We start from the raw sequence: 19,433 nt of genomic DNA, 5'->3' as shown, positions 1-19,433 counted from the left end.
TTAACCTTTTGCCTTTTTCACTTTAGGGCGGTAAATATGCGCCTGATCCTTGTGATACAGGTAAGAATCCGCAAAGTCGTCGCTGTCCAGTACATGCCCCACCAGAATCAGTGCCGTACGGGAAAAGCCTTTTTCACGGACCTTAGCAACGATATCTTTCAGCGTGCCTGTTACTTTGTCCTGATCTGGCCAGGAAGTGCGATAACACACTGCTACCGGACAATCCTCCCCATAGTGAGGCAACAGTTCTTCAACAATTTTGTGGATACGGGTAATACCCAGATGAATTGCCAGAGTAGCCCCACTTCGCGCCAGTTCAGGCAGGCGTTCGCGTTCAGGAAACGGGGTTTTACCTTCATAGCGGGTCATAATGATGGTCTGAGATACGCCGGATAGTGTCAGCTCTTTGCCCAGATAAGCAGCAGAAGCTGCTACTGCACTCACGCCAGGAATAATCTGGTAATCGATCTCTTCCTGCTCCAGACGACGAATCTGTTCGCCTATGGCTCCATATAGTGATGGATCACCAGAGTGCAGACGAGCAACATCTTTACCTTCTGCGTGAGCTTTACGGATATAACCCATAATCTCATCCAGATTGGTCGTTGCAGTATCGACAATCAGCTCTGCTTTATCTTCGACTGATGCCAGAATCTCACGGGGCACTAATGACCCTGCATACAACACAATCGGACATTGCTGTAGAATACGCTGACCTTTAATGGTCATCAGTTCAGGATCACCGGGACCGGCACCAATAAAGTAAACGGTCATGACTGTGCCTCTTCTTCTGACTTTTGCTTTGACTCGTCTTTTGACTGAGAAGAATCAGCAGAACTATCGGCAGCCTGGCCCAGTTTTTTGCGATAACCGCGAGGGGTATAAACCCACTCTTTACTGCCATTAACGATATGACGGGATTCACTATTGCCCACACTCACCAGAGTGAACATATCCACGTCTTTGGCATCCAGTTCATCCAGTCGGATAATGCGAATGCTTTCATCTTCACGGGTCAGCTGGCGTCCCAGCAGTACCGGCGTACTGGCCGGGCGATACTGCAACAGAATATCTCGTGCGGTATTCAGCTGCCAGTCCCGTTTACGGGATACCGGATTGTAGAAAGACACGACAAAATCGCCCTGGCCGGCACTATGAATACGCTGTTCGATGGTTTCCCATGGCGTTAACAGGTCTGATAACGAGATGGTACAGAAATCATGGCCCAGCATAGCGCCAACACGACTGGCACCGGCTTGCATGGCAGAAATTCCCGGAATGACTTCGATCTCAACATCCAGCCATTCCGGGTGATTTTCATGGCTACTGCCAGAGCTGCCCTCCTGAAAAGATAGCTGCTGATCTAATAGTTCAAATACCAGCGTCGCCATGGCGTAAATACCGATATCACCACTGGAGATCAGAGCCGTAGTTTTACCGCTGGCGGCCAGATTCAGTGCTAGTCGGGCACGACCAATCTCTTCGCCTAATGGCAGATCGTGGTGAGTTTTGCCCTGACAGACATCACCTAACAGATCCAGGTACAAACCATAAGCCACCAGATCGCTACTGGCCTGAATGGCAGTTAATGCTCTGGGTGCAACCAGAGACAGATCGCCGGGGCCAGTGCCCACAACAAAGAGTCGACTCATACGTTTTTATTCCTGGAATCTGAAGTGTTCGATGTTTTAGCAGCGCTCTGTTGAGTAGATGCTGCTGAAAATGAAGACGAGGATGAAAACAAAGCTTTATCTGTAGCCGGATAGATACGGGCAATAGCGCAGGTGGCTTTGCGTGTTTTCTGTTTAACCAGAGCCAATTCAGGTTGAGAGCCTGGCGATACCTGTTGCGAAGAAGATGGATTGTTTGAAGTCTGATGCTCGCTTGTAATCATTTCCGGAGCAGTATCTGGATCTGATTCGATTAGAGCTTGTTGAGCACCATATAAAGCGGCAGACTCCGCCACGCCATAGACTCCCACTGTATTAAATACATACTCAGATCGGGAGTTCAGCAGATGATCCATGGTATTCAGCTGGTCTTTATGCCAGGTCTGAAAAGGCTTATTCAGACTCTGGGCCAGTTCAATCAAACCAACCTCATCCGACTTTATATCGATGCTATTAATCGAGCTGATCTGATCAATGCTCAGGCCCGCTTGTTGCAAACAATCCTGCAGTAATCTTTCCAGCTCATCCCTGGGGCAATGACGCTCGCAGCCCATGCCTACGGTATAAATAGGGTTCAGATAATGGCCCGCTGTAGTAATCACTGCTTGGGCATTTAACAATCCGGCAATCTGGTTCGCCAACTGATTAGCACCACCTTCGTGACCCGACAGCAGAGGAATAACAAATCGCCCCTGCTCATCCATCACGAGTACGGGAGCATCCTGGTATTTATTTTCCAGCACAGGAGCCAGCGTACGCATCACAATGCCTGTGGCACAGATAAAGATCAGCATATCCTGCTTCTGCTCAGCCTGAGAAAAAACATGCTGAACCGTCTGCTTAAACTGTATGGGTTTATGCAGAATCTGGCATTCAAATGATCTGTCTTCTGATGCTGCAGACGCGACCGTTTCTAATTGATCCCGCAGCCGGTAAGCCAGCGTTTTGCCTGCGTCAGTCAGAGTGAAAATAGTGATCAAAGGGCTTTCCCCTTACTGCTATCACCTAAACGCTCCGACGACTGACGGTTAATCACGAACAGTGAGAAATAAGGCCCTGCGTGATCTTCCAGCTGATCCATATCGGATAAAATGCGCTGATTTTCACGACCGATATATTCCAGGTAGTGGGCATCATCACGTCGCCCTGTCTGACTCAGTAAAGACAGAATTCGCTGACGGGCTCGTCCGGCTTTCATAATCACCACACTGTCATGATCCAGTAATGCCCGGATAATCTGAGCATCACTATGACGACCACTCACAACGGCAAAAGATTCTTTCAGTAGCGTCAACGGTTGTTGCAACGCTGAGGCTGCAGCATGGACAGAGGAAATACCCGGCACAACCTGGCAGTTAAATTCACTGTCCAGACGTTGCAGCAGATAAGCAAAAGAGCCAAAAAATAGCGGATCACCTTCACACAGAAAGATCACGTCGTTGCCTTGACGCAATTGCTCTGCAATCTGTAAAGCACCTTCGTCGTAAGCTTGATTTGCCAGAGTACGATCCGTACTCATCGGCATAGCAATCGGGATTTCCAGTTGGTTTTCTGATTGCACAGGCGTTTGCAGAGCAAAGGCTTCCCGTGCAATAAAACGTGCCTGAGAGCGGTAGACAGGCTGCTCTGCTTTCTGAGCCTTGTTATCATCTGTGCGATCACTTTTTTCAGCGCTGGTCAGATAGCTAATCACTGGTGCTGACTGAATCAGGCGCAATGCCTTAAGCGTCAATAGCTCAGGATCACCAGGGCCTACGCCTACACCGTATAAAGTGCCCATTGTTGTCGTTTCAGTCATTAGCTCTACCCTGATAGTTATCATCTATGACTTGTTTTTCTGGTTGGGCTTTCTTTTCAACTACTGCCTGCTTTTCAAAGCGGAAAAGTGTGACTGGTAGTGTCGGGCGATACATCAACTGCCCAGCCAGTTCAGCCCCTTTGCTAATTGCCACTTGTAAAGTGTCTAATTGAGCATCAGTTGCTTGCTGCCGTTGCTGATAGAAGTTCAACAGATGCTGTCGGGTGTTTTCTGTCACGGCACTGGCTACCAGTACGCCCTGTTCAGGTAGCTGCTGCCAGCAAAGATCGAGAAGTTGTGGCAGTTCACCATCACTACCGCCGATAAAGACCTTGTTGGCCGTTGGCAGATTGTTTAATGCTTCTGGCGCGCGCCCGGAAACGACTTTTAAATTGCTGACGACACCAAAGCGCTCCCGGTTAGCTTCCAGACAGGCTAGTCTCTCTGGATGATGTTCAATGGCCCATACCTCTGCACCGGGTTGCCAGTAACTCAGTTCAACGGCAACACCGCCACAACCCGCACCGATGTCCCATAGCACATCCCCTTTTGCTAACTGGAGTAAAGAGAGAATATTCAGTCTGGCTTCACGTTTGGTGATCATGCCCTTACCGGCAGGGCCATCAGTAATAAAATGCTGGTCGGGAATACCCGGAAACTCAGGCAGGTAAACCCTGTCTGGCTGGGACTGTTCTGATTGAGCCTGGCTAGACTGTGCTAGGTCAGCCTGAACTAATGTAGGGCTAAGTTGGTCGTCAGGTCGAACCTGTTTTAACTGCAGTACAGACACATGCAGAGGCGAGACGTCACTCAACGCCGATAAATCTATCTGTTGCTCAGATGATACGTCTACTGTGGTCACTCGTTCTTGCGGGTATCCCAGGTCTTCGCAGATCGTCAGAGTGAAACCGGTAAAACCTGCTGTCAGGCACTCTTGTGCAATCGCTTCGGGGTATGAGTGCTTGTCAGTCAGTATCACCAGTGTTTGATTCTGTTTCAGGTGACGTCGAAGACTGATCAAGGGACGACCATGCAAGCTCACGACCTGAACATCCTGCAGAGACAATCCCAATTTGTGACACGCGGTCTGAATGCTGGACACTGCGGGATAGAAGCTAATACCCCATTGTTCAAAGTGTTGTTTCAGCCAACGGCCAATACCGAAAAACAGCGGGTCGCCGGATGCCAGTACGCAAATCGTTTGATCATTGGATAAACGATCCGTCAGTTGATCCTTTAACTCGGAGAGTTTAGGCAATACGCATAAGTCAGGGACAATAACAGTAGACTGAGATACGCCGTTATCATTTAAATACGTAGTCTTATCTATTCCTACAGCATCTGTTCCTGCACTGCTTTCTGTACATATAACGTTTCCTGAAAAAGAAGCGTCTTTTGAACAAGGGACCAGATAGCCTGATACAGTTGCCAGTTGACGATCAGAGCCATAAACCACATCACAATGTTGTAATGCCGCAACGGCTTCATCACTTAAACGAGCGGTCTCACTGACACCTAGGCCGATAACATGCAGCATCAGTAAATCTCACCACGGTTACAACGCAGTAAAGCATTGCAGGTTGCCGATGACACCGCACTGCCGCCCTGTCGGCCCAGCAAGGTAATACACTCAATACCTAATTTCTGATGTACTTGCCATAGCGCCTCTTTCGATTCAGCTGCACCAACAAAGCCTACCGGCATACCAATAATCACAGCAGGCTTATCTGATCCTTGTTCGATCATCTCTAATAACCGAAATAGCGCCGTTGGTGCATTACCGATCACCACTACACTGCCAGCCAGATGTGGTCGCCATAATTCCAGAGCGGCCATTGATCGGGTTTCCCCTTTCTCTTTGGCAATCTGCTGAGTATCTTTATGATTCAGAAAGCAAAGCGGTTCCTGCTGGATCATCCGTTTGGTAATCCCCTGCTTGACCATATCTACATCACACAGAATCGGGGCATGATCAGCCAGTGCCTTTAAACCGTTTTCACAGGCGTCATCACTAAAACGCACCTGTGCCGCCACCTCCGGCATACCTATGCTGTGAACCACTCGCATAACGACTTGTTGCTCAGGCTGAGTCAGCCCATCCAGCTTGGTTAATTGACGAATCTGGCGGAAACTTTCCTGCTCAATAGCAACAGGATCGATGACATAATCAAACGGCATACGTTGGCTTTTTCCTTTCTTATCGGTGTAAATCTCTGGCCTGGTCAGAGGCTGAAAATTTCAGCAGTTATCGGTATCAGTTGTTATAAATAATCGTGGTTACAAGGACCCGGACTGAGTCCTGGAAATCAATTCGGCAAACACCTGATCCGGATCGCTGAAGCTGCGTGTTGCTTCGGGTAGTTCCGGGCGCTGCAACATAAAGACTTCAATACCTAATGCTCTTGCCGCATCTAATTTGCCTTGAGTGGCTTTGCCACCACTGTTTTTGCTGACTACCACCTGGATACCATGTTCTTCCAACAAGGCTTTTTCATTGCCAGCATCAAATGGACCGATTGCTTTAATCCAGTGAATCTCTTCCGGTAACTCGACACGACTGGGCGCTGCAGTGCGCATCACGATTCTTAATGGTTCAGGCTCTGATCTATCCAGTGAACCCTGAGAAACTTTTCCATGGGAAAGTTCTGTGGTTTTAACTGCGGATTGATTCACTGCATCCATCAGTTGATCCAGTTCTGACTGAGTCAGCTGCCCTGTTGTCAGCAATACACCACCTTGTCTGGATCTCAGCTGTTGCAGCATCTCGTGCCAATCAACAAAAGAAGACCAGCGGTCACCTTCTTGCATCTCCCAGGCTGGGCGGTGGAAACGCCAGCATGGAATCTGTTCGGCTTCTGCAGCCTGTACTGCGTGAGTGCTCATGTTCACGGCATAGGGATGAGTAACATCCAGAATCAGAGCAACCTGTTGTGTCTTCAGAAAACTCACCAGACCGCTAACTGATGGGTTATGCTCTTCTTTATCTAAGACTCGTTCAGGAGCAAATTGACTAAAACCACCCGAGATTACTTCGCAATCCAGTTCCGGCATACGCACTAAACCGGCGACACTGTAGATCACCTGGAATCCAGCTTTATGCAGTCGGGCTGCCAGCTTGCGGCCATCAGAAGTGCCGCCCAATAATAGGATCTTGCTCATAGCTGTTTCTTAATCCGGTTTAAAAACTATGTCGGATGACGCTCCGCTTATCCGACCTACCTGTCCTATTAAGCTATTTGCTCAATTCTGGCGGGATAACCACCAACAAAATTGCCCTGACGATCAATCGCCAGCACTTCCAGCTCTGTACCTTCTGGCAAATACTTACGTGCTTTCTGCCAGGCGGTTTTGCATATCTGATCACCAAAGGGCACACCTGCACTCTGGCATAGCTTTAATGCCTGAATGCTGGTATTACAGTGCAGAATTTGCTCGCACAGAGCCTGATCTGCCCCGGCCAGTCTGGCCTGTTCTACAAGGTGCTCAAAACTGATCGAAGAGGCCCGGCTGTTCAGATCCAGATGCCCTTCTGCCAGCTTACTGAACTTGCCAAAACCACCGCATAGCGTCAGTTTCTGCATAGGCACTTTTTTCAGATACTTCAGCACTGCACCGACAAAATCACCCATCTCAACCAGTGCCATTTCAGGTAATCCATACAGATCCGCCACTGCTTTTTCACTGCTGCTGCCTGTTGTCGCGGCAATATGGTGATGGCCATTATGTTTCGCCACACTGATCGCCTGATGAATCGAAGCGATATAAGCCGAGCAGGAATAAGGCCGAACAATGCCCGTCGTACCCAGGATGGACAATCCACCCAGAATCCCTAACCTCGGGTTCATTGTTTTCAGTGCGATCTGTTCACCTTTTTCCACGCCAACGGAAACCTCAAAACCGCCCTCGTACTGCCAGGTATAAGCGGCTTGAGTGAGATGCTCAGTAATCATTTTTCTGGGTACCGGATTAATCGCTGGTTCACCCACAGCTAATGCCAGACCTTCACGGGTTACTGTGCCGACGCCATTAGCGGCTTTAAACTCGATACCCGGTTGTTCCGTCAGGCGTAGTTCTACGTAGACAGTTGCTCCATGAGTCACATCCGGGTCATCCCCTGCATCTTTAACTGTGGCAGTACGAACTCCTGATGCTCTTCGTCTGATCGACTCTCTTGTTGCCGCTCTTTTTACTTTTGCGGTCTCTTCCGCTGCTATTTCTGATACCGCTTCGGGTGACTGCAGTTCATTCGTATCCAGCCAGCAGTAATCACTGATCGGAAGATTTACTTGCTGCCCTTTGGGCAACGTGATCTCGACCGACTCGGGCTGACGCTGAGCAAACAGAGCCTGAGTCGCTGCCACACAACAGGCTGTTGCACAGCTGCCGGTGGTTAAGCCGGAGCGTAAAGGCTTTGGTGATTCAGAACTCTCTGGCCACATAATTTATGTCCTGGTGTTCAACCTTCTGACTAACAGCCCGTCACTAACAAACCGCTACTGACAAACTGCTGATGGCGTAGCAGCAGATGCAGATGAGGAAACCGAAGATACAGAAGCAGCAGACTGCTCAAAATCGCCCCCAAAGATCCGGGCGATAGCTTCCGGATTGGATGGGAAGAACAGATGCAGATAACTGGCCGTCAGGCCTTTGCTGCGCCAGATGCCTTCACCCGGTGCGGGATGTCTCTGGCGACGTCCATGGGCAATGGGTTCATCGGTATCAAAACAACGGGACCTGTGATGAGCATGGGCCCGTATTTCACCTTCAGGCAAAGGCGCTGTTTGCATACCTTGACACCCTCGCTTACCTCGCATCGCACCATGCCCCGTCAACAAGCCTAGTAATGGATACTGGTTGTCTTCCAGATCAGTTAACGTTTCCAGGCTATATAAGAAGCCGCCACACTCTGCCAGAATCGGTTTACCAGCCTGATGAAATGCCTGAATTGTTTGAAGCATGGCGGTATTTTCAGAAAGCTGTCTGGCGTACAGTTCCGGATAGCCGCCCGGTAACCAGAGTGCATCGGCTTCTGGCAAAATTTGATCCGTTAGCGGTGAAAAGAAACGGTATTCAGCACCCAGTTCATTTAATAAACGCAGGTTAGCGTCATAGATAAAGCTAAACGCCCGATCACGGGCAATGGCTACGGTTTTACCTGCTAGTGCTTGGGATAACTTGACGGAATCCGGAGCAGATTGGTCTGTTTCAGTGGCACAATCTTCAGTAACACAACGTTGCTCAGTTTCAGCAGCATAAAAAGTGACTGCTGCAGGCAGCTCAGTAATCGGTTGATTATTCAGCCAGCTCACACCGGCATTAAAGCGCTGTTCCAGTTCTTCCTGCACTTCTTCTGCCTGAACCAGCCCCAGATGACGTTCAGGCAAAGCCACTTCAGGATCTCTTGGTAAGGTTGCCAGCAAAGGCAGGCTTTCAGGTAGTGCATCTCGAATCAGCTGTGCATGGCGTTCAGTGCCGCAGGAGTTCGCAATCAAGCCTGCTACCTGAATATCATCACGGAAATTAGCCAGTCCCATCGCAATGGCGGCAGCCGTTTGCGCCATGCCTTTGACATCCATCACAATAGCCAGTGGGATATTAAAACGTGCCGCCAGATCGGCACTGGAAGGTTCGCCGTCAAACAGGCCCATCACGCCTTCCACCAGAATCAGATCAGCATCCTGTGCTGCCTGATACAGCATTTGCTGACAGTAGGCTTCGCCGGCCATCCACATATCCAGCTGCTCAACCGGTTGACCGGATGCCTGAGCCAGAATTTGCGGATCGAGATAATCCGGCCCGGTTTTAAAGACTCGGACCACCTTACCCTGTTGGGTAAAGGCCCGTGCCAGCGCCGCTGTTACTGTGGTTTTACCAGAACCTGAACCCGGTGCCGCCAGAAACAGAGCCGGACAACTTGCTGAGGCGGTTGTGGTGTTTTTCATATTCATGCTTCCAACTGTGCAACGGGTAAATATTGAGCGCCTAACTGTTGTGCCAGTTCTTGCCCCCGGCCACGTTTTACGACGCTTTGTTCAGTGTCTATCAGGACGGTTTCTCCAGGCAGCTCCAGATCCTGCAATGAACAGGTACTACGGCCATCCGTCAGCAGATAACAGCGACTATGCAATCCTGGCTGACGCTGTATCGCTTGCTTTAAATAAGCTGTGGCATCTTCTATCGCCTGACGTAACGGCGTACCGCCACCCGCAGTTAACGCCTCAACCCATTGATTAAGCTCTTTCGGTGCTCTCTTACGTGGCAATAACACTGTGGTTGTTTCATTACCAAAACCCAGAACCGCTAACTGCTGACGCTTCAGATACGCTTCCTGTGCAATGGCCAGCAAAATGGCTTTGGCTTTCGCCAATCGGCCGGACTTTGCGATACCTGTCTCTGGGGCTGCTTTATCAAAACCAGTTCCATTAAAACCCGGTCTATCGAAACCGGCTCCATCAAAGCCGGGTCCATCGAAACTCAGTACAGATGCTGAGGTATCCAGCAGCACCAGATGCAATACAGGTTTTGCCTGACGTCGGGGCTGAAAGATCAATTTTTCGAACGTACTTTTGCTTCGGTTATGCACCAGAGTTTTAAACCAGTTTACCGATCTGGACTGGTTCTGTGCTTTACTTGTGTCTGCTACCCGGTAGCTGCCTGAACCACCAGTACCTTTCTCTTTACCTGCAGGTTGAAGCAATTGATGTGATGATTCTGATGTACGATAACGAGCCTGCGATTTGTCCGCTGGGTTATCGAAAATCTGGTTTAAACCAGAGAAGGATATTTGTGAGGTAATAGCCTGATACTGAGGTGTGGTTCCAGCTCCTGCTGTACCTGATGACCGGCCATAATTACCTTCATGTTCTGATGCTCCAGTATCATTCTGACCCGATGATTTTCCACCATTATGATCTGATAGTTCTGTACCGTTGCTGTCACTATTTAGCGGATCTGATGTACCTGAATCAGAATGCTGCTCGGAATTCCATTCATTGGATTGCGTTGGACGACGACTGCCTTCTGGTCGCTTAAAGGGATGATTAGTTTTCGATGGGCGTTGATCCGTTGAATCATTTTTAGATTGCTGATTAGTATCTGAACCCAAGTCCCTCGAAGAACCACCAGAAGAGCTATCAGTATTCTGATTCGATCCACCGGAACGTACCTTTCGACGATGTACCAGTACCAGCTCTTCTGTCGCCAGAATATCGTTCAGTAAAACGTGACTACGCTGGTTCAGTGCTGCATGAGCAACCGCTGCCCGATACCAGACAATATCTGCCCTCATACCATCAACCTGAGCCTGACAACAAGCTTCAGCAATATGCAGACGTAAATCATCAGAGCACTGCACATCAGCCAGCAACTGTCTGGCCTGAATAATCTTCGCTGTCAGTGCTTGTTGCTCTGCCTGATAGTGCTGATAAAACGCCTCGGCATCCCGGTCAAAAGCTTCACGACTTTGAACAATCCGGACTCGTTGTAGTGGGTCGTAGAGATTATCCAGTTGCACGCAAAGACCAAATCGATCCTGCAGTTGAGGCCTTAACTCACCCTCATCCGGGTTCATGGTGCCTATCAGCATGAACTCTGCAGGATGGCTGTGACTGATACCATCTCGCTCAATGCGATTGATCCCGCTGGCCGCCACATCCAATAGCTGATCCACTAGGTGGTCCGGCAATAAATTCACTTCATCGACATATAACACGCCGCCATGAGCCTGATGCAGTAAACCGGGATGAAAGCAGACATCCTGCTGGTTCAGAGCTTTTTGCAGATCAATACTGCCTAACAGGCGTTCTTCACTGGCTCCCAGTGGCAGGGTGATAAAAGGTACGTTATCCGTTTGCTCCGCAGAATGGCCTATGTCTTTCTTCTGGTCTGGATCTTCATTCTGGTTATGTGTACCGGCTAACTGATCCTGAGCAGGTAGCAGGTCGGCTAAACCTCGTACCAGAGTGGATTTAGCACAACCTCTCGGCCCACTGACGACAACACCACCGATACCCGGATTAATCGCGGCTAACAGCAGGGCTAATTTAAAGTTGTCCTGACCGGCCACTGCGGCAAAAGGGAAGTGGATGCTCATGCTTCTGCATCCTCTTTTACCAGGCTTTGTCTATCCGATTGCGCTTCGCTGCTGTCAGAAACTGCATTAACTGCTTGTTTTGCCTCATCCAGCGCTTTAGTCCCATCCAAAAGCTTGCCTTCACTTAATACCAACGTTCGGGTTGCCAGCTGAGCCAAGAAATCATGATCATGGGAGATAATAATCATCGCTTGCGGCAACGATTTCAGAGTGTCGATCAGTCGCTGGCGCGCGGTTTTATCCAGCGCATTGGTCGGCTCATCCAGCAGTAAGACTTCCGGTTCCATCGCCAGCACACAAGCCAGCGTAATCATACGCTTTTCGCCACCGGATAACTGATGAGTGATGCTCTCTTCAAACCCACTCATACCTAGGCAGGCCAGAGTATCTTGGGCGATTTTCAGTGCTTCATCCCGGCTCTTACCCAGATTCAGCGGCCCAAATGCTACATCTTCCAGCACTGTGGGACAGAACAATTGGTCATCCGGGTCCTGAAACAGAAAGCCAGCTTTTGCTCTGACTTCAACAAACTCTTTTTCTGCACGTCGGGGTTGGCCAAAGGCGATAATTTCACCTCCTTTGGCTTTTTTCAGCCCCACTAACAGATGCAAAAATGTAGTTTTTCCTGCACCGTTAGCTCCGGTCAGCGCAATACGCTCTTTCGGATACAGGGCAAAATCCACTTGATCCAGTACCACACCACGACGAGGGTAACGATAAAACAGTCCCTTCGTTTCGATTAACGGCTGGTTCACAGCATTGGTTAATGCGTTAGCAGAAGCTGTGGCTTGTTCTTGATTGCCTGCCGTATTTATCTGAGTCATATACTTAATCCTGCTAACAGAGCAAACCAGAGTGCAGCGACTGCAGCTGCCTGATAATCCAGTCGGGTCAGTGTCATCTGATCCAGCAGATAAAACCGCCCTTTAAAGCCACGGCATTTCATGGCGGCCATAATGCGCTCGGAACGTTCCAGAGAGCGCACCAGTAACATACCGATCAGATAGCCTACGGAACGCCAGGTATGCCAGTTCGTGCCCATCACAAATGCACGGGCCTGCATCGCCCGGCGCATACGTTTAAATTCTTGTCCGATAACATCCAGATAACGCACGGTAAACAACAGCAGATGAACCAGTTTGTCCGGTACTTTCAGGTGAGCCAGTGTATGACCCAGCAAGGTGGCATTCATGGTTCCGATCAGGGATAACAGACAGAGCACACTGGCGTTGGCTTTCAGACCTATCATAATGGCGTGCAACAGACCTTCCTGGCTGGCGCTCAGTCCCATAATGGAAAACAACTCGGTGCCTGGTGTGGTAAATGGCAACATGATCAGCAGGCCGACAATAAACAGATCCATCGCGATGACCCGACGCAGGGTACGCTTCAGATTCAATCGAGCCAGTATTGCCAATGCGAATGCGGTGATCAGTCCGATAATCAGCACTGACAGCTGATCGGATAACACAATAAAAAACGCAAAAAGAGCGGCAGTTACCACTCTTAATCTGGGATCAAGCTGATCAATCAGTGAAGGCTTGTGCTTCAGCTGCTGGCCTTTCCAGGAGGTTGCGCTGTGTTCCAGAGATTTAGGCATGATCCTTCACTCTGTCGCTGTCTTGATGCTTGGGGGAGTTAGCCCGCTTTGCTCGTTTTCGCTGTTGCCACCAGATACCTAAACCGCATAAACCAAAGATATAGCCGATGCCTCCCAGGATATCCTGAAAACCGGCTTTTTCTTTATAGGCCGCCAGTTCCTGACGTAAGGGTTTTACCTGACGCGCCACTGCCTGTTCGATCATTTTCTGTAGCTCATCCGGACTGACGACGGCCGGATTGAGATTATTTATTCCACTAGCAGGCGCGTACAAATTGACCAGGCCTGTTGATTCCGTGTTGGCTGTGACCGATGCTGATGCCTGCTGAGCAGCGTCGCTATCCTGTTGGATAGTTTGTGCTGAAAGGTTTTCTGGTAATTCATCCGCTGGCAGCACCAGATTCAGCACATGACCAGCACTCATATCAATAATAAAGTGATGATCGATTTGCTCGCGTGCTTCAAAGACAAAAAAACCTTCTTCATCTGTTTTGGTTTCACCCAGTTTGCGACCATCTTTGGCCTGAATCAGTACCAGAGTTCCGGCTTTGGCCATATCGCCATTGGAGAAGCCAGCTTCCCCTTCAATGGTACTACCAATGGCATACACGCCACCCAGCACGTTATGGGCCAGAGCCTGTACAGATAAAGAGGCTCCGATAACGAATGCTGCGATCCACTTTATAACAAACGTCAGTCTGATTAATGACTTAGCCATGCCGGGCCTCCTTGCTAACCGTATCGGGTGCAGAAACAGAGCGAGATGCAGAATCTGAGACTGGAGTCTGCTCAAACCAGTCTTCTGACAATTGCAGAAACTCAGGTTTCACTTTTCTCAATAGCAGGACTGCGGCACCAGTGACAAAGCCTTCCACCAGCATCACCGGAATGTGGGCTATCAGTGTTAGTTTAGCTGCTAGCCAGAATGCCTCTCCTGACAAAGCCAGCGCTGCTGCAACAAACAGGGTGGTGAGTGCCACCGCCCCGGCGCCACCAATAAAACCCCAGATCATGGCATTACGGGGAACTGGAGAGGTGATACCTTTGCGACACAGATAAAACATGATCACAGCTGGCAGTGCGATATTAAGGGTATTCACTCCCAGTACCAGAAAACCGCCAAAACCAAAAAATACCGCCTGCAGAATTAAGGCAACCAACAAAGCAGGAAATGCAGCCCAGCCCAGCGCCAGGCCAATCAGGCCGTTCAGAATCAGATGCACACTGGAGAAACCCAGCGGTAAATGAATATAAGACGCGACAAAAAATGCAGCAGACAGTACTCCGACCTGAGGCAAGTGATCGTAGTCCATTTTCTTCAGGCCCAGACCAACACCGGCTACAGCCAGTGCTGCGCCAATGGCCAGAACCTCTCCCGATAACGCACCATCAACAATATGCATAATTTGCTCTCTTACATTGCCAGGGTGCTGATTTCAACTTCCCGGCGATCGGTTTGTCTGCCGCTTATTTCTTATCGCGTAATCGTCTTTGAACCGGATGGCTCAAACGACTTAATTAATAATTCACTGCTGAATCAGTTGCTCATTACCGGGTGTGCCTGCACCCAGATCACGGCATCCTGTGATAGTTCTTTGCCGTTATGCTCGGTATCCGGGCCTACACCCAGAGCACAGAAACCCCATTGACCCGCTTTTGGTAAGGCAAAAGTGAAAGTACCGTTAGCATCGGCTTTAATGGTCATGGTGACAAAAGCATCCGCAGGAGGATTAATATTGGCTTTATCAGCAAATTTATCCGCTGCCATATCCGGTTCGTAGTTGATGTATTCCACTTCAATCTCAGCAAATGGAACCGGTTTGCCCTGACTTTTAACGATGCCAGTAAAGCTGCCGCCTTCATACAGAGCGTAAGGTTTGGTTAGAGGTACAATTTCTGCTGGCAGATTCAGTTCTGCATCCCAGTCTGTTGGCAGGCTACCCACGTTAACGATGGTTTTGGCAAACTGCTGAATATAAATATCTTCAGACTCTTCCAGATAAGGCGCGCTTTGCAGGACAAAAATATTGTCACCCAGACCACGCAGGCGTACATCGGCCTGATAAGAAACACCGGTATTTTCGGCACTGGTCCACTGAGTGGCTTTTACCTGATCCAGCAGATCTGTTTTTTTGCCTTTACGGATCTGATAAAACGCTTCTGGCTGGTCAATGGTCATCACATGACCGCTGGCTGCCGGGTGGGTAAAAGGCATTTTCAGAGATAGCTGACCACCCCGTTCCTGAAGCAACTCAGGGGTATAGATCATCTGAAAATGGGCTTGCGCTGTCGAGGCAGACAAGCAGCCTGCAGCAACAGTAGATAACAGCAGTTTACGCAGTGCTGAAGAACGATCAGAAAAACAGTTAAACACGAAGATTGCTCCGTCTGATGAAATAAACAGGCGGAGTTGGGGAGGAAAAGCATATTCAGATCTGAGTGTGATTTTGCTCAGGACGGTGTGTCAGGAGCAGAACGCCGAACAAACTGATCTGCGATTGCCAGGTGAAGCCCTCCGCAACACCAATGAACATCATGATCAGGCTGGTATCCGGACTCACTGGTGAGCAAAGTTCAGTCGCTCGGTTATTTCGCCTTCCCATCTGGTTGAATAGCAGACAGTGGCCCATGAAATAACTACACCAGTTTACCGTTGCGGGGGCAGTGTCGGGATTATCCACAGACTGATATAAAGTGAATGCACCGACTTCCCAATTATCGCTCTGTTGATGAAAAACAGAGTGACCTGATAACCGGCGCAAGATACCTGTTGATGACTTTCAGGTCAAATGAGTCGGATTCAATTCTGTATGAAATAATTGATGTCAGATTGACGGAACAGATTATGACGGCTGGGGTGGCTGCTCTTTTACTTCTGATTTCTTATCTCATCCACCGGTGTTCAGCGAGCCATAAATGAAGTATTCATAGATCAGAATTGCTGGATTCTGGTCAATATGAAAAAAATAAAAATTCATGCTTTACAAGCGGTTAGAGACTCTATACAATGCGCAGGCGTTGGAGGGATGGCTGAGCGGCTGAAAGCACCGGTCTTGAAAACCGGCAAGGGTTAATAGCCCTTCCAGGGTTCAAATCCCTGTCCCTCCGCCACCTATTCAGAAAACACCCGCCTTGTGCGGGTGTTTTCGTTTCTATCCTTCAGAAAATAAATTTTCTGCACTGATCTCTCTTCTCTGGCTTATTTCTGCAACGTTTTGCCAGCAATATGCTATCCATAGATATATTTCACTTGTGCTGTGTTATCCACAATACCTTACCGTGATGCTGGTGCCAGAAGGGTGTGAATAACTGCACATGGGCATAGTTAACAGAAGGCTACACGTTTTCAGGCTCTGGTTTTTTATGTTCAGACTACAAGACGTCACGGATTTGACTTTGCCCGTTGTCAGATCAGCGATATGCTGTTCTGAATACTGCTTGCTCACGAAGGCCCGATAATGACCAGCCGGACTTTAGATCAGAACTTTTATCATTTCCCGGAGTTACCCTGGCTGGAACTCAGGCGTACGGAGTTCAGTACCCTGCACTATAAACCCCATAGTCACCAGCAACTGTCTATCGGCGCTATTCTGGATGGCAGTACTCAGGTTTGCTATCAGGGGAAAATACAGCAGGCTGAAAAGGGGGATCTGGTGATTATCAATCCCGGACATATTCATTACTGTAATCCGGAGTCCGGGCATTTTCGAAGTTACTATATGTTATATCTGGATGCCTGCTGGTGTCTGCAAAAGCTGTCAGCATTATTTGATCAGAGCAGTGATCTTGCCGATCATTCGACTGTTCCCGTTAAAAGCACATCTTTCAAAGATGCTGCTGGCATCGTTGCATCAAAGAATCTGCAGATCTTTTGTCCGGATATGACGCTTCAGCAGCCCGCACTATTGCAGTTATATCTGGAGACCGTTCATCACTTACTCAACCAAGAATTATCTGGAGCTGAGCAGGCACTGGATCAACTGATTTTTAACTTATTCAGCCAGTTTTTTACCCCGATCTCTGGGCAACAGGAAGAGCACCGCTTTACCCGTTACTGCCGACAGCGATTACTGCAGGATATTGTCGGGCCTCCGGCCATTGAGCGTATTGCAGAAGAGCTGAACTGTCGTACTGAAACACTGATTCGCCGGTTTAAAAAAGATACCGGTATTTCTCCTAAAGCATTTCTGAATAATGCCCGGATAGAGCAAGCTCGTATTCTGCTGAAATCAGACCTGCCTCTGGCAGATATTGCGCAGATGACAGGTTTCAGCGACCAGAGCCATTTTCATAAAGCCTTCGTCAGTCACACATCATCGACACCGGGACAATATCAGAAAGCGGACTTTCGTTAATCGGCCCGGCTTCTGACCTGTTATTGAATTCCAGCTCCGGGCCTTTACAACCCGCTATTTGTTTATGCCGTCTGTACAGAAGATTTAAAGCTCAGGTCAATTTCTGACAATACCTTATCTTCTGGGGTGATTAAGCTGAACTTTGTTCCATATTCAGATTTTAAACACTATGAGGCTGCTTATGTTCTGTCGCTTATGGCAAAGCAATATGATCGCTCTGCCCCGCCCTCCGGTGAGCTGAGGGGATCTCAGTTTTTCTGGTGCTTTTATTACCTCATCACATGCTGATAAAGAGAATTAACAGGAGTTTATATGACGTATCAATTGGCTCAGATTAACATTGCCAGAGCTGTTGCCGGGCTGGAGTCTGAACAGATGGCTGGATTTGTCGCACGTCTGGATGAAATCAATGCCCTGGCGGATCAGGCGCCAGGTTTTGTTTGGCGCTTGCAGTCAGAGGCTGGCGACGCGACCTCTTTTCGGGTATTTGATGATCCGTTGATCCTGGCTAATATGAGTGTCTGGCAGGATATCGGGTCATTGAAAGATTATGTTTATAAATCCCTCCATGTTGAACTAATTCGGGACAGGGATGCCTGGTTCAAAAAAATGACAAAAGCTCATCAGGCGCTCTGGTGGATTCCGAAAGGGCATATTCCGTCTCTGGAAGAGGGCAAAGAAAAACTGGAATACTTAGCCCAGCATGGTCCGGGGCCTTCCGTTTTTACCTTTGCCAGAGCGTTTCCTGCGCCCGAAAAGTAATTACATTTCCCCTGTTCTGGTTTGTCATAACAAGGTATTACAACACCAGACAGGGCAGAATATATTCTGTTTCGTTATGCCTGAAATCGCTATTCCGGTCAGTTGCAGCTGACCGGAAAGCGTATGATTACCGCAAAGCCCTTCTCCTCCTGATGATCCAGTCTGATCTGTCCGGATAATGCCTGGGTCACCAGGTTATAAACTATGCCCATACTCAGCCCGGTATTCTGACGGTGGCAGATCTCTTTATTTAAGCCTGTTCTTCTTTCACTGAAGAAAGGATCAAAAATATGCTTTTTTCCTGCTTCGCTCAGACCACAGCCGTTGTCCCTGTAGTGCAATATCAGATCAGGTGATTCATAGTGGGCTTGCAGCCAGATACCAGGATTATTTTGTACAGAGGGGGATATAAAAGCGTGACAGACTGAGTTTTCTATCAGGCTCAGTAAAATTTTGCTGATAATGACCGGATAGGTGATCAGGTGGGACTGATCAGAACCCTGGGTATGCAGCTGTATACCGCTGTTGCTCAGATAGCCTGCTGCCAGCCTAATGACATCCTGCAGGAGTTCATTGATTTTAATTTCTGCTGGTGCTTCGCCTGAGTAAGTGGCTCCCAGCTCTTTAAAGCGTTGAATTAAGGCAGAGGTGCGTTCGATATTGGTTGCTACCAGCAAGCCGGTATCCTGGCTTTGCCGCAAAAAAGCGCGGAGTTGCTCTGCTGATAGTGTACCGGCATTCAGGCTTTCTTCTATCCGGAAACTCTCAGCCTGCAGAAAACTGGCTGCTGTCAGGCTGACTCCCAGAGGCGTATTCAGTTCGTGGGCTACGCCTGTGACCAGAGAACCTACGGATGCCATTTTTTCCTGTTCAATCAGCAGATCTCTGGCTGTTTTCAGATAGTCCAGTGACTCTGTCAGGTACCGGGTATGATGTTCTGTCTGTTGTAACGGATCTGTCTGGCCGTTTGCCGGGGGATGCCTTAATTCCGTCACATCCAGGCCCATCATAAAAAAGCCGATAATATGATTTGGTTTAATCGCAGACTGGCTCAGATCAGGTACATAGTCAGCCCTGAAAAAGTCAGGTTTCTACCTAACTGAGTATCCGTTGGCTTTATTGCTTCAAGAAATAAAGCCAACCGACTTTCTGCTCC

At 48.9% G+C, this 19,433-nt stretch carries 18 protein-coding genes, 1 tRNA gene and 1 riboswitch; of the genes, 3 read left to right on the top strand and 16 right to left on the bottom strand.

Annotated features, from left to right (window positions below; genetic code table 11):
- The 15 genes from cobM to H4O21_RS22720 form a co-directional block, all read right to left on the bottom strand.
- Complete coding sequence (gene cobM, locus H4O21_RS22790; RefSeq protein WP_182811675.1) at positions 1-774, bottom strand: precorrin-4 C(11)-methyltransferase; 774 nt, start codon at positions 772-774, stop codon at positions 1-3.
- A complete protein-coding gene (gene cobJ, locus H4O21_RS22785; RefSeq protein WP_255487428.1) occupies positions 771-1,652 on the bottom strand; it encodes a precorrin-3B C(17)-methyltransferase in 882 nt (293 codons plus the stop codon). Before cobJ ends, cobM begins: the two co-directional genes overlap by 4 nt.
- The gene (locus tag H4O21_RS22780) at positions 1,649-2,650 is read right to left on the bottom strand and encodes a cobalt-precorrin 5A hydrolase (protein ID WP_182811673.1); all 1,002 of its coding nucleotides are present in this window, start codon (positions 2,648-2,650) and stop codon (positions 1,649-1,651) included. Before H4O21_RS22780 ends, cobJ begins: the two co-directional genes overlap by 4 nt.
- The gene (gene cobI / locus H4O21_RS22775; RefSeq protein ID WP_255487427.1) at positions 2,647-3,468 is read right to left on the bottom strand and encodes a precorrin-2 C(20)-methyltransferase; all 822 of its coding nucleotides are present in this window, start codon (positions 3,466-3,468) and stop codon (positions 2,647-2,649) included. Before cobI ends, H4O21_RS22780 begins: the two co-directional genes overlap by 4 nt.
- The gene (cbiE, locus tag H4O21_RS22770) at positions 3,461-5,005 is read right to left on the bottom strand and encodes a precorrin-6y C5,15-methyltransferase (decarboxylating) subunit CbiE (RefSeq protein ID WP_182811670.1); all 1,545 of its coding nucleotides are present in this window, start codon (positions 5,003-5,005) and stop codon (positions 3,461-3,463) included. The genes cobI and cbiE overlap by 8 nt, the downstream gene beginning before the upstream one ends.
- The gene (locus tag H4O21_RS22765) at positions 5,005-5,646 is read right to left on the bottom strand and encodes a precorrin-8X methylmutase (protein ID WP_182811667.1); all 642 of its coding nucleotides are present in this window, start codon (positions 5,644-5,646) and stop codon (positions 5,005-5,007) included. The genes cbiE and H4O21_RS22765 overlap by 1 nt, the downstream gene beginning before the upstream one ends.
- 99 nt (positions 5,647-5,745) lie before the next feature.
- Positions 5,746-6,627: a precorrin-6A/cobalt-precorrin-6A reductase gene (locus H4O21_RS22760; protein WP_182811664.1), complete on the bottom strand. Its 882-nt coding sequence runs from the start codon at positions 6,625-6,627 to the stop codon at positions 5,746-5,748.
- A 68-nt stretch (positions 6,628-6,695) separates the two neighbouring features.
- A complete protein-coding gene (locus tag H4O21_RS22755) occupies positions 6,696-7,907 on the bottom strand; it encodes a cobalt-precorrin-5B (C(1))-methyltransferase (protein ID WP_182811661.1) in 1,212 nt (403 codons plus the stop codon).
- A 54-nt stretch (positions 7,908-7,961) separates the two neighbouring features.
- Positions 7,962-9,416, bottom strand: a complete 1,455-nt coding sequence (locus H4O21_RS22750) for a cobyrinic acid a,c-diamide synthase CobB (RefSeq protein WP_370463950.1) — start codon at positions 9,414-9,416, stop codon at positions 7,962-7,964.
- Entirely contained in the window at positions 9,413-11,560 is a 2,148-nt protein-coding gene (locus tag H4O21_RS22745) for an ATP-binding protein (protein WP_182811655.1), read from the bottom strand. The genes H4O21_RS22750 and H4O21_RS22745 overlap by 4 nt, the downstream gene beginning before the upstream one ends.
- Complete coding sequence (locus tag H4O21_RS22740; protein ID WP_182811652.1) at positions 11,557-12,384, bottom strand: energy-coupling factor ABC transporter ATP-binding protein; 828 nt, start codon at positions 12,382-12,384, stop codon at positions 11,557-11,559. Before H4O21_RS22740 ends, H4O21_RS22745 begins: the two co-directional genes overlap by 4 nt.
- The gene (gene cbiQ / locus H4O21_RS22735) at positions 12,381-13,160 is read right to left on the bottom strand and encodes a cobalt ECF transporter T component CbiQ (RefSeq protein WP_182811649.1); all 780 of its coding nucleotides are present in this window, start codon (positions 13,158-13,160) and stop codon (positions 12,381-12,383) included. Before cbiQ ends, H4O21_RS22740 begins: the two co-directional genes overlap by 4 nt.
- Positions 13,153-13,878: a NikL family nickel/cobalt ECF transporter subunit gene (locus H4O21_RS22730; protein ID WP_182811646.1), complete on the bottom strand. Its 726-nt coding sequence runs from the start codon at positions 13,876-13,878 to the stop codon at positions 13,153-13,155. The genes cbiQ and H4O21_RS22730 overlap by 8 nt, the downstream gene beginning before the upstream one ends.
- Positions 13,871-14,563 (bottom strand): cobalt transporter CbiM, encoded by a 693-nt coding sequence (gene cbiM / locus H4O21_RS22725; RefSeq protein WP_182811643.1) that lies wholly within the window; start codon positions 14,561-14,563, stop codon positions 13,871-13,873. The genes H4O21_RS22730 and cbiM overlap by 8 nt, the downstream gene beginning before the upstream one ends.
- Positions 14,564-14,697: 134 nt before the next feature.
- Positions 14,698-15,534 (bottom strand): DUF4198 domain-containing protein, encoded by an 837-nt coding sequence (locus H4O21_RS22720; RefSeq protein ID WP_368737583.1) that lies wholly within the window; start codon positions 15,532-15,534, stop codon positions 14,698-14,700.
- Between the two features lie 151 nt (positions 15,535-15,685).
- Positions 15,686-15,925, bottom strand: a riboswitch (cobalamin riboswitch).
- A 255-nt stretch (positions 15,926-16,180) separates the two neighbouring features.
- Here H4O21_RS22720 and H4O21_RS22715 point away from each other — a divergent pair.
- The 3 genes from H4O21_RS22715 (at position 16,181) to H4O21_RS22705 (ending at position 18,277) form a co-directional block, all read left to right on the top strand.
- Positions 16,181-16,271, top strand: a tRNA-Ser gene (locus H4O21_RS22715).
- 347 nt (positions 16,272-16,618) lie between these two features.
- Positions 16,619-17,515, top strand: a complete 897-nt coding sequence (locus H4O21_RS22710) for an AraC family transcriptional regulator (RefSeq protein WP_182811640.1) — start codon at positions 16,619-16,621, stop codon at positions 17,513-17,515.
- Between the two features lie 312 nt (positions 17,516-17,827).
- Entirely contained in the window at positions 17,828-18,277 is a 450-nt protein-coding gene (locus tag H4O21_RS22705) for a DUF3291 domain-containing protein (RefSeq protein ID WP_182811637.1), read from the top strand.
- 98 nt (positions 18,278-18,375) lie between these two features.
- On the opposite strand, the gene H4O21_RS22700 is transcribed toward H4O21_RS22705, so the two are convergent.
- Positions 18,376-19,272: a sensor histidine kinase gene (locus H4O21_RS22700; RefSeq protein WP_182811635.1), complete on the bottom strand. Its 897-nt coding sequence runs from the start codon at positions 19,270-19,272 to the stop codon at positions 18,376-18,378.
- Positions 19,273-19,433 lie beyond the last annotated feature (161 nt).

The sequence above is a fragment of the Oceanospirillum sediminis genome, from assembly GCF_014164585.1.
GTDB lineage: Bacteria > Pseudomonadota > Gammaproteobacteria > Pseudomonadales > Halomonadaceae > Oceanospirillum > Oceanospirillum sediminis.
This window is presented reverse-complemented; position numbering and strand designations above follow the sequence as displayed.

Bases quoted from the DNA above. Each gene is read 5' to 3' on its own strand.
- H4O21_RS22705 (WP_182811637.1), top strand. From the start codon at position 17,828: ATGACGTATCAATTGGCTCAGATTAACATTGCCAGAGCTGTTGCCGGG.
- cobM (WP_182811675.1), bottom strand. From the start codon at position 774: ATGACCGTTTACTTTATTGGTGCCGGTCCCGGTGATCCTGAACTGATG.
- H4O21_RS22755 (WP_182811661.1), bottom strand. From the start codon at position 7,907: ATGTGGCCAGAGAGTTCTGAATCACCAAAGCCTTTACGCTCCGGCTTA.
- cobJ (WP_255487428.1), bottom strand. From the start codon at position 1,652: ATGAGTCGACTCTTTGTTGTGGGCACTGGCCCCGGCGATCTGTCTCTG.
- H4O21_RS22750 (WP_370463950.1), bottom strand. From the start codon at position 9,416: ATGAATATGAAAAACACCACAACCGCCTCAGCAAGTTGTCCGGCTCTG.
- H4O21_RS22765 (WP_182811667.1), bottom strand. From the start codon at position 5,646: ATGCCGTTTGATTATGTCATCGATCCTGTTGCTATTGAGCAGGAAAGT.
- H4O21_RS22730 (WP_182811646.1), bottom strand. From the start codon at position 13,878: ATGGCTAAGTCATTAATCAGACTGACGTTTGTTATAAAGTGGATCGCA.
- cbiE (WP_182811670.1), bottom strand. From the start codon at position 5,005: ATGCTGCATGTTATCGGCCTAGGTGTCAGTGAGACCGCTCGTTTAAGT.
- H4O21_RS22760 (WP_182811664.1), bottom strand. From the start codon at position 6,627: ATGAGCAAGATCCTATTATTGGGCGGCACTTCTGATGGCCGCAAGCTG.
- cbiQ (WP_182811649.1), bottom strand. From the start codon at position 13,160: ATGCCTAAATCTCTGGAACACAGCGCAACCTCCTGGAAAGGCCAGCAG.
- H4O21_RS22710 (WP_182811640.1), top strand. From the start codon at position 16,619: ATGACCAGCCGGACTTTAGATCAGAACTTTTATCATTTCCCGGAGTTA.
- cbiM (WP_182811643.1), bottom strand. From the start codon at position 14,563: ATGCATATTGTTGATGGTGCGTTATCGGGAGAGGTTCTGGCCATTGGC.
- H4O21_RS22740 (WP_182811652.1), bottom strand. From the start codon at position 12,384: ATGACTCAGATAAATACGGCAGGCAATCAAGAACAAGCCACAGCTTCT.
- H4O21_RS22745 (WP_182811655.1), bottom strand. From the start codon at position 11,560: ATGAGCATCCACTTCCCTTTTGCCGCAGTGGCCGGTCAGGACAACTTT.
- cobI (WP_255487427.1), bottom strand. From the start codon at position 3,468: ATGACTGAAACGACAACAATGGGCACTTTATACGGTGTAGGCGTAGGC.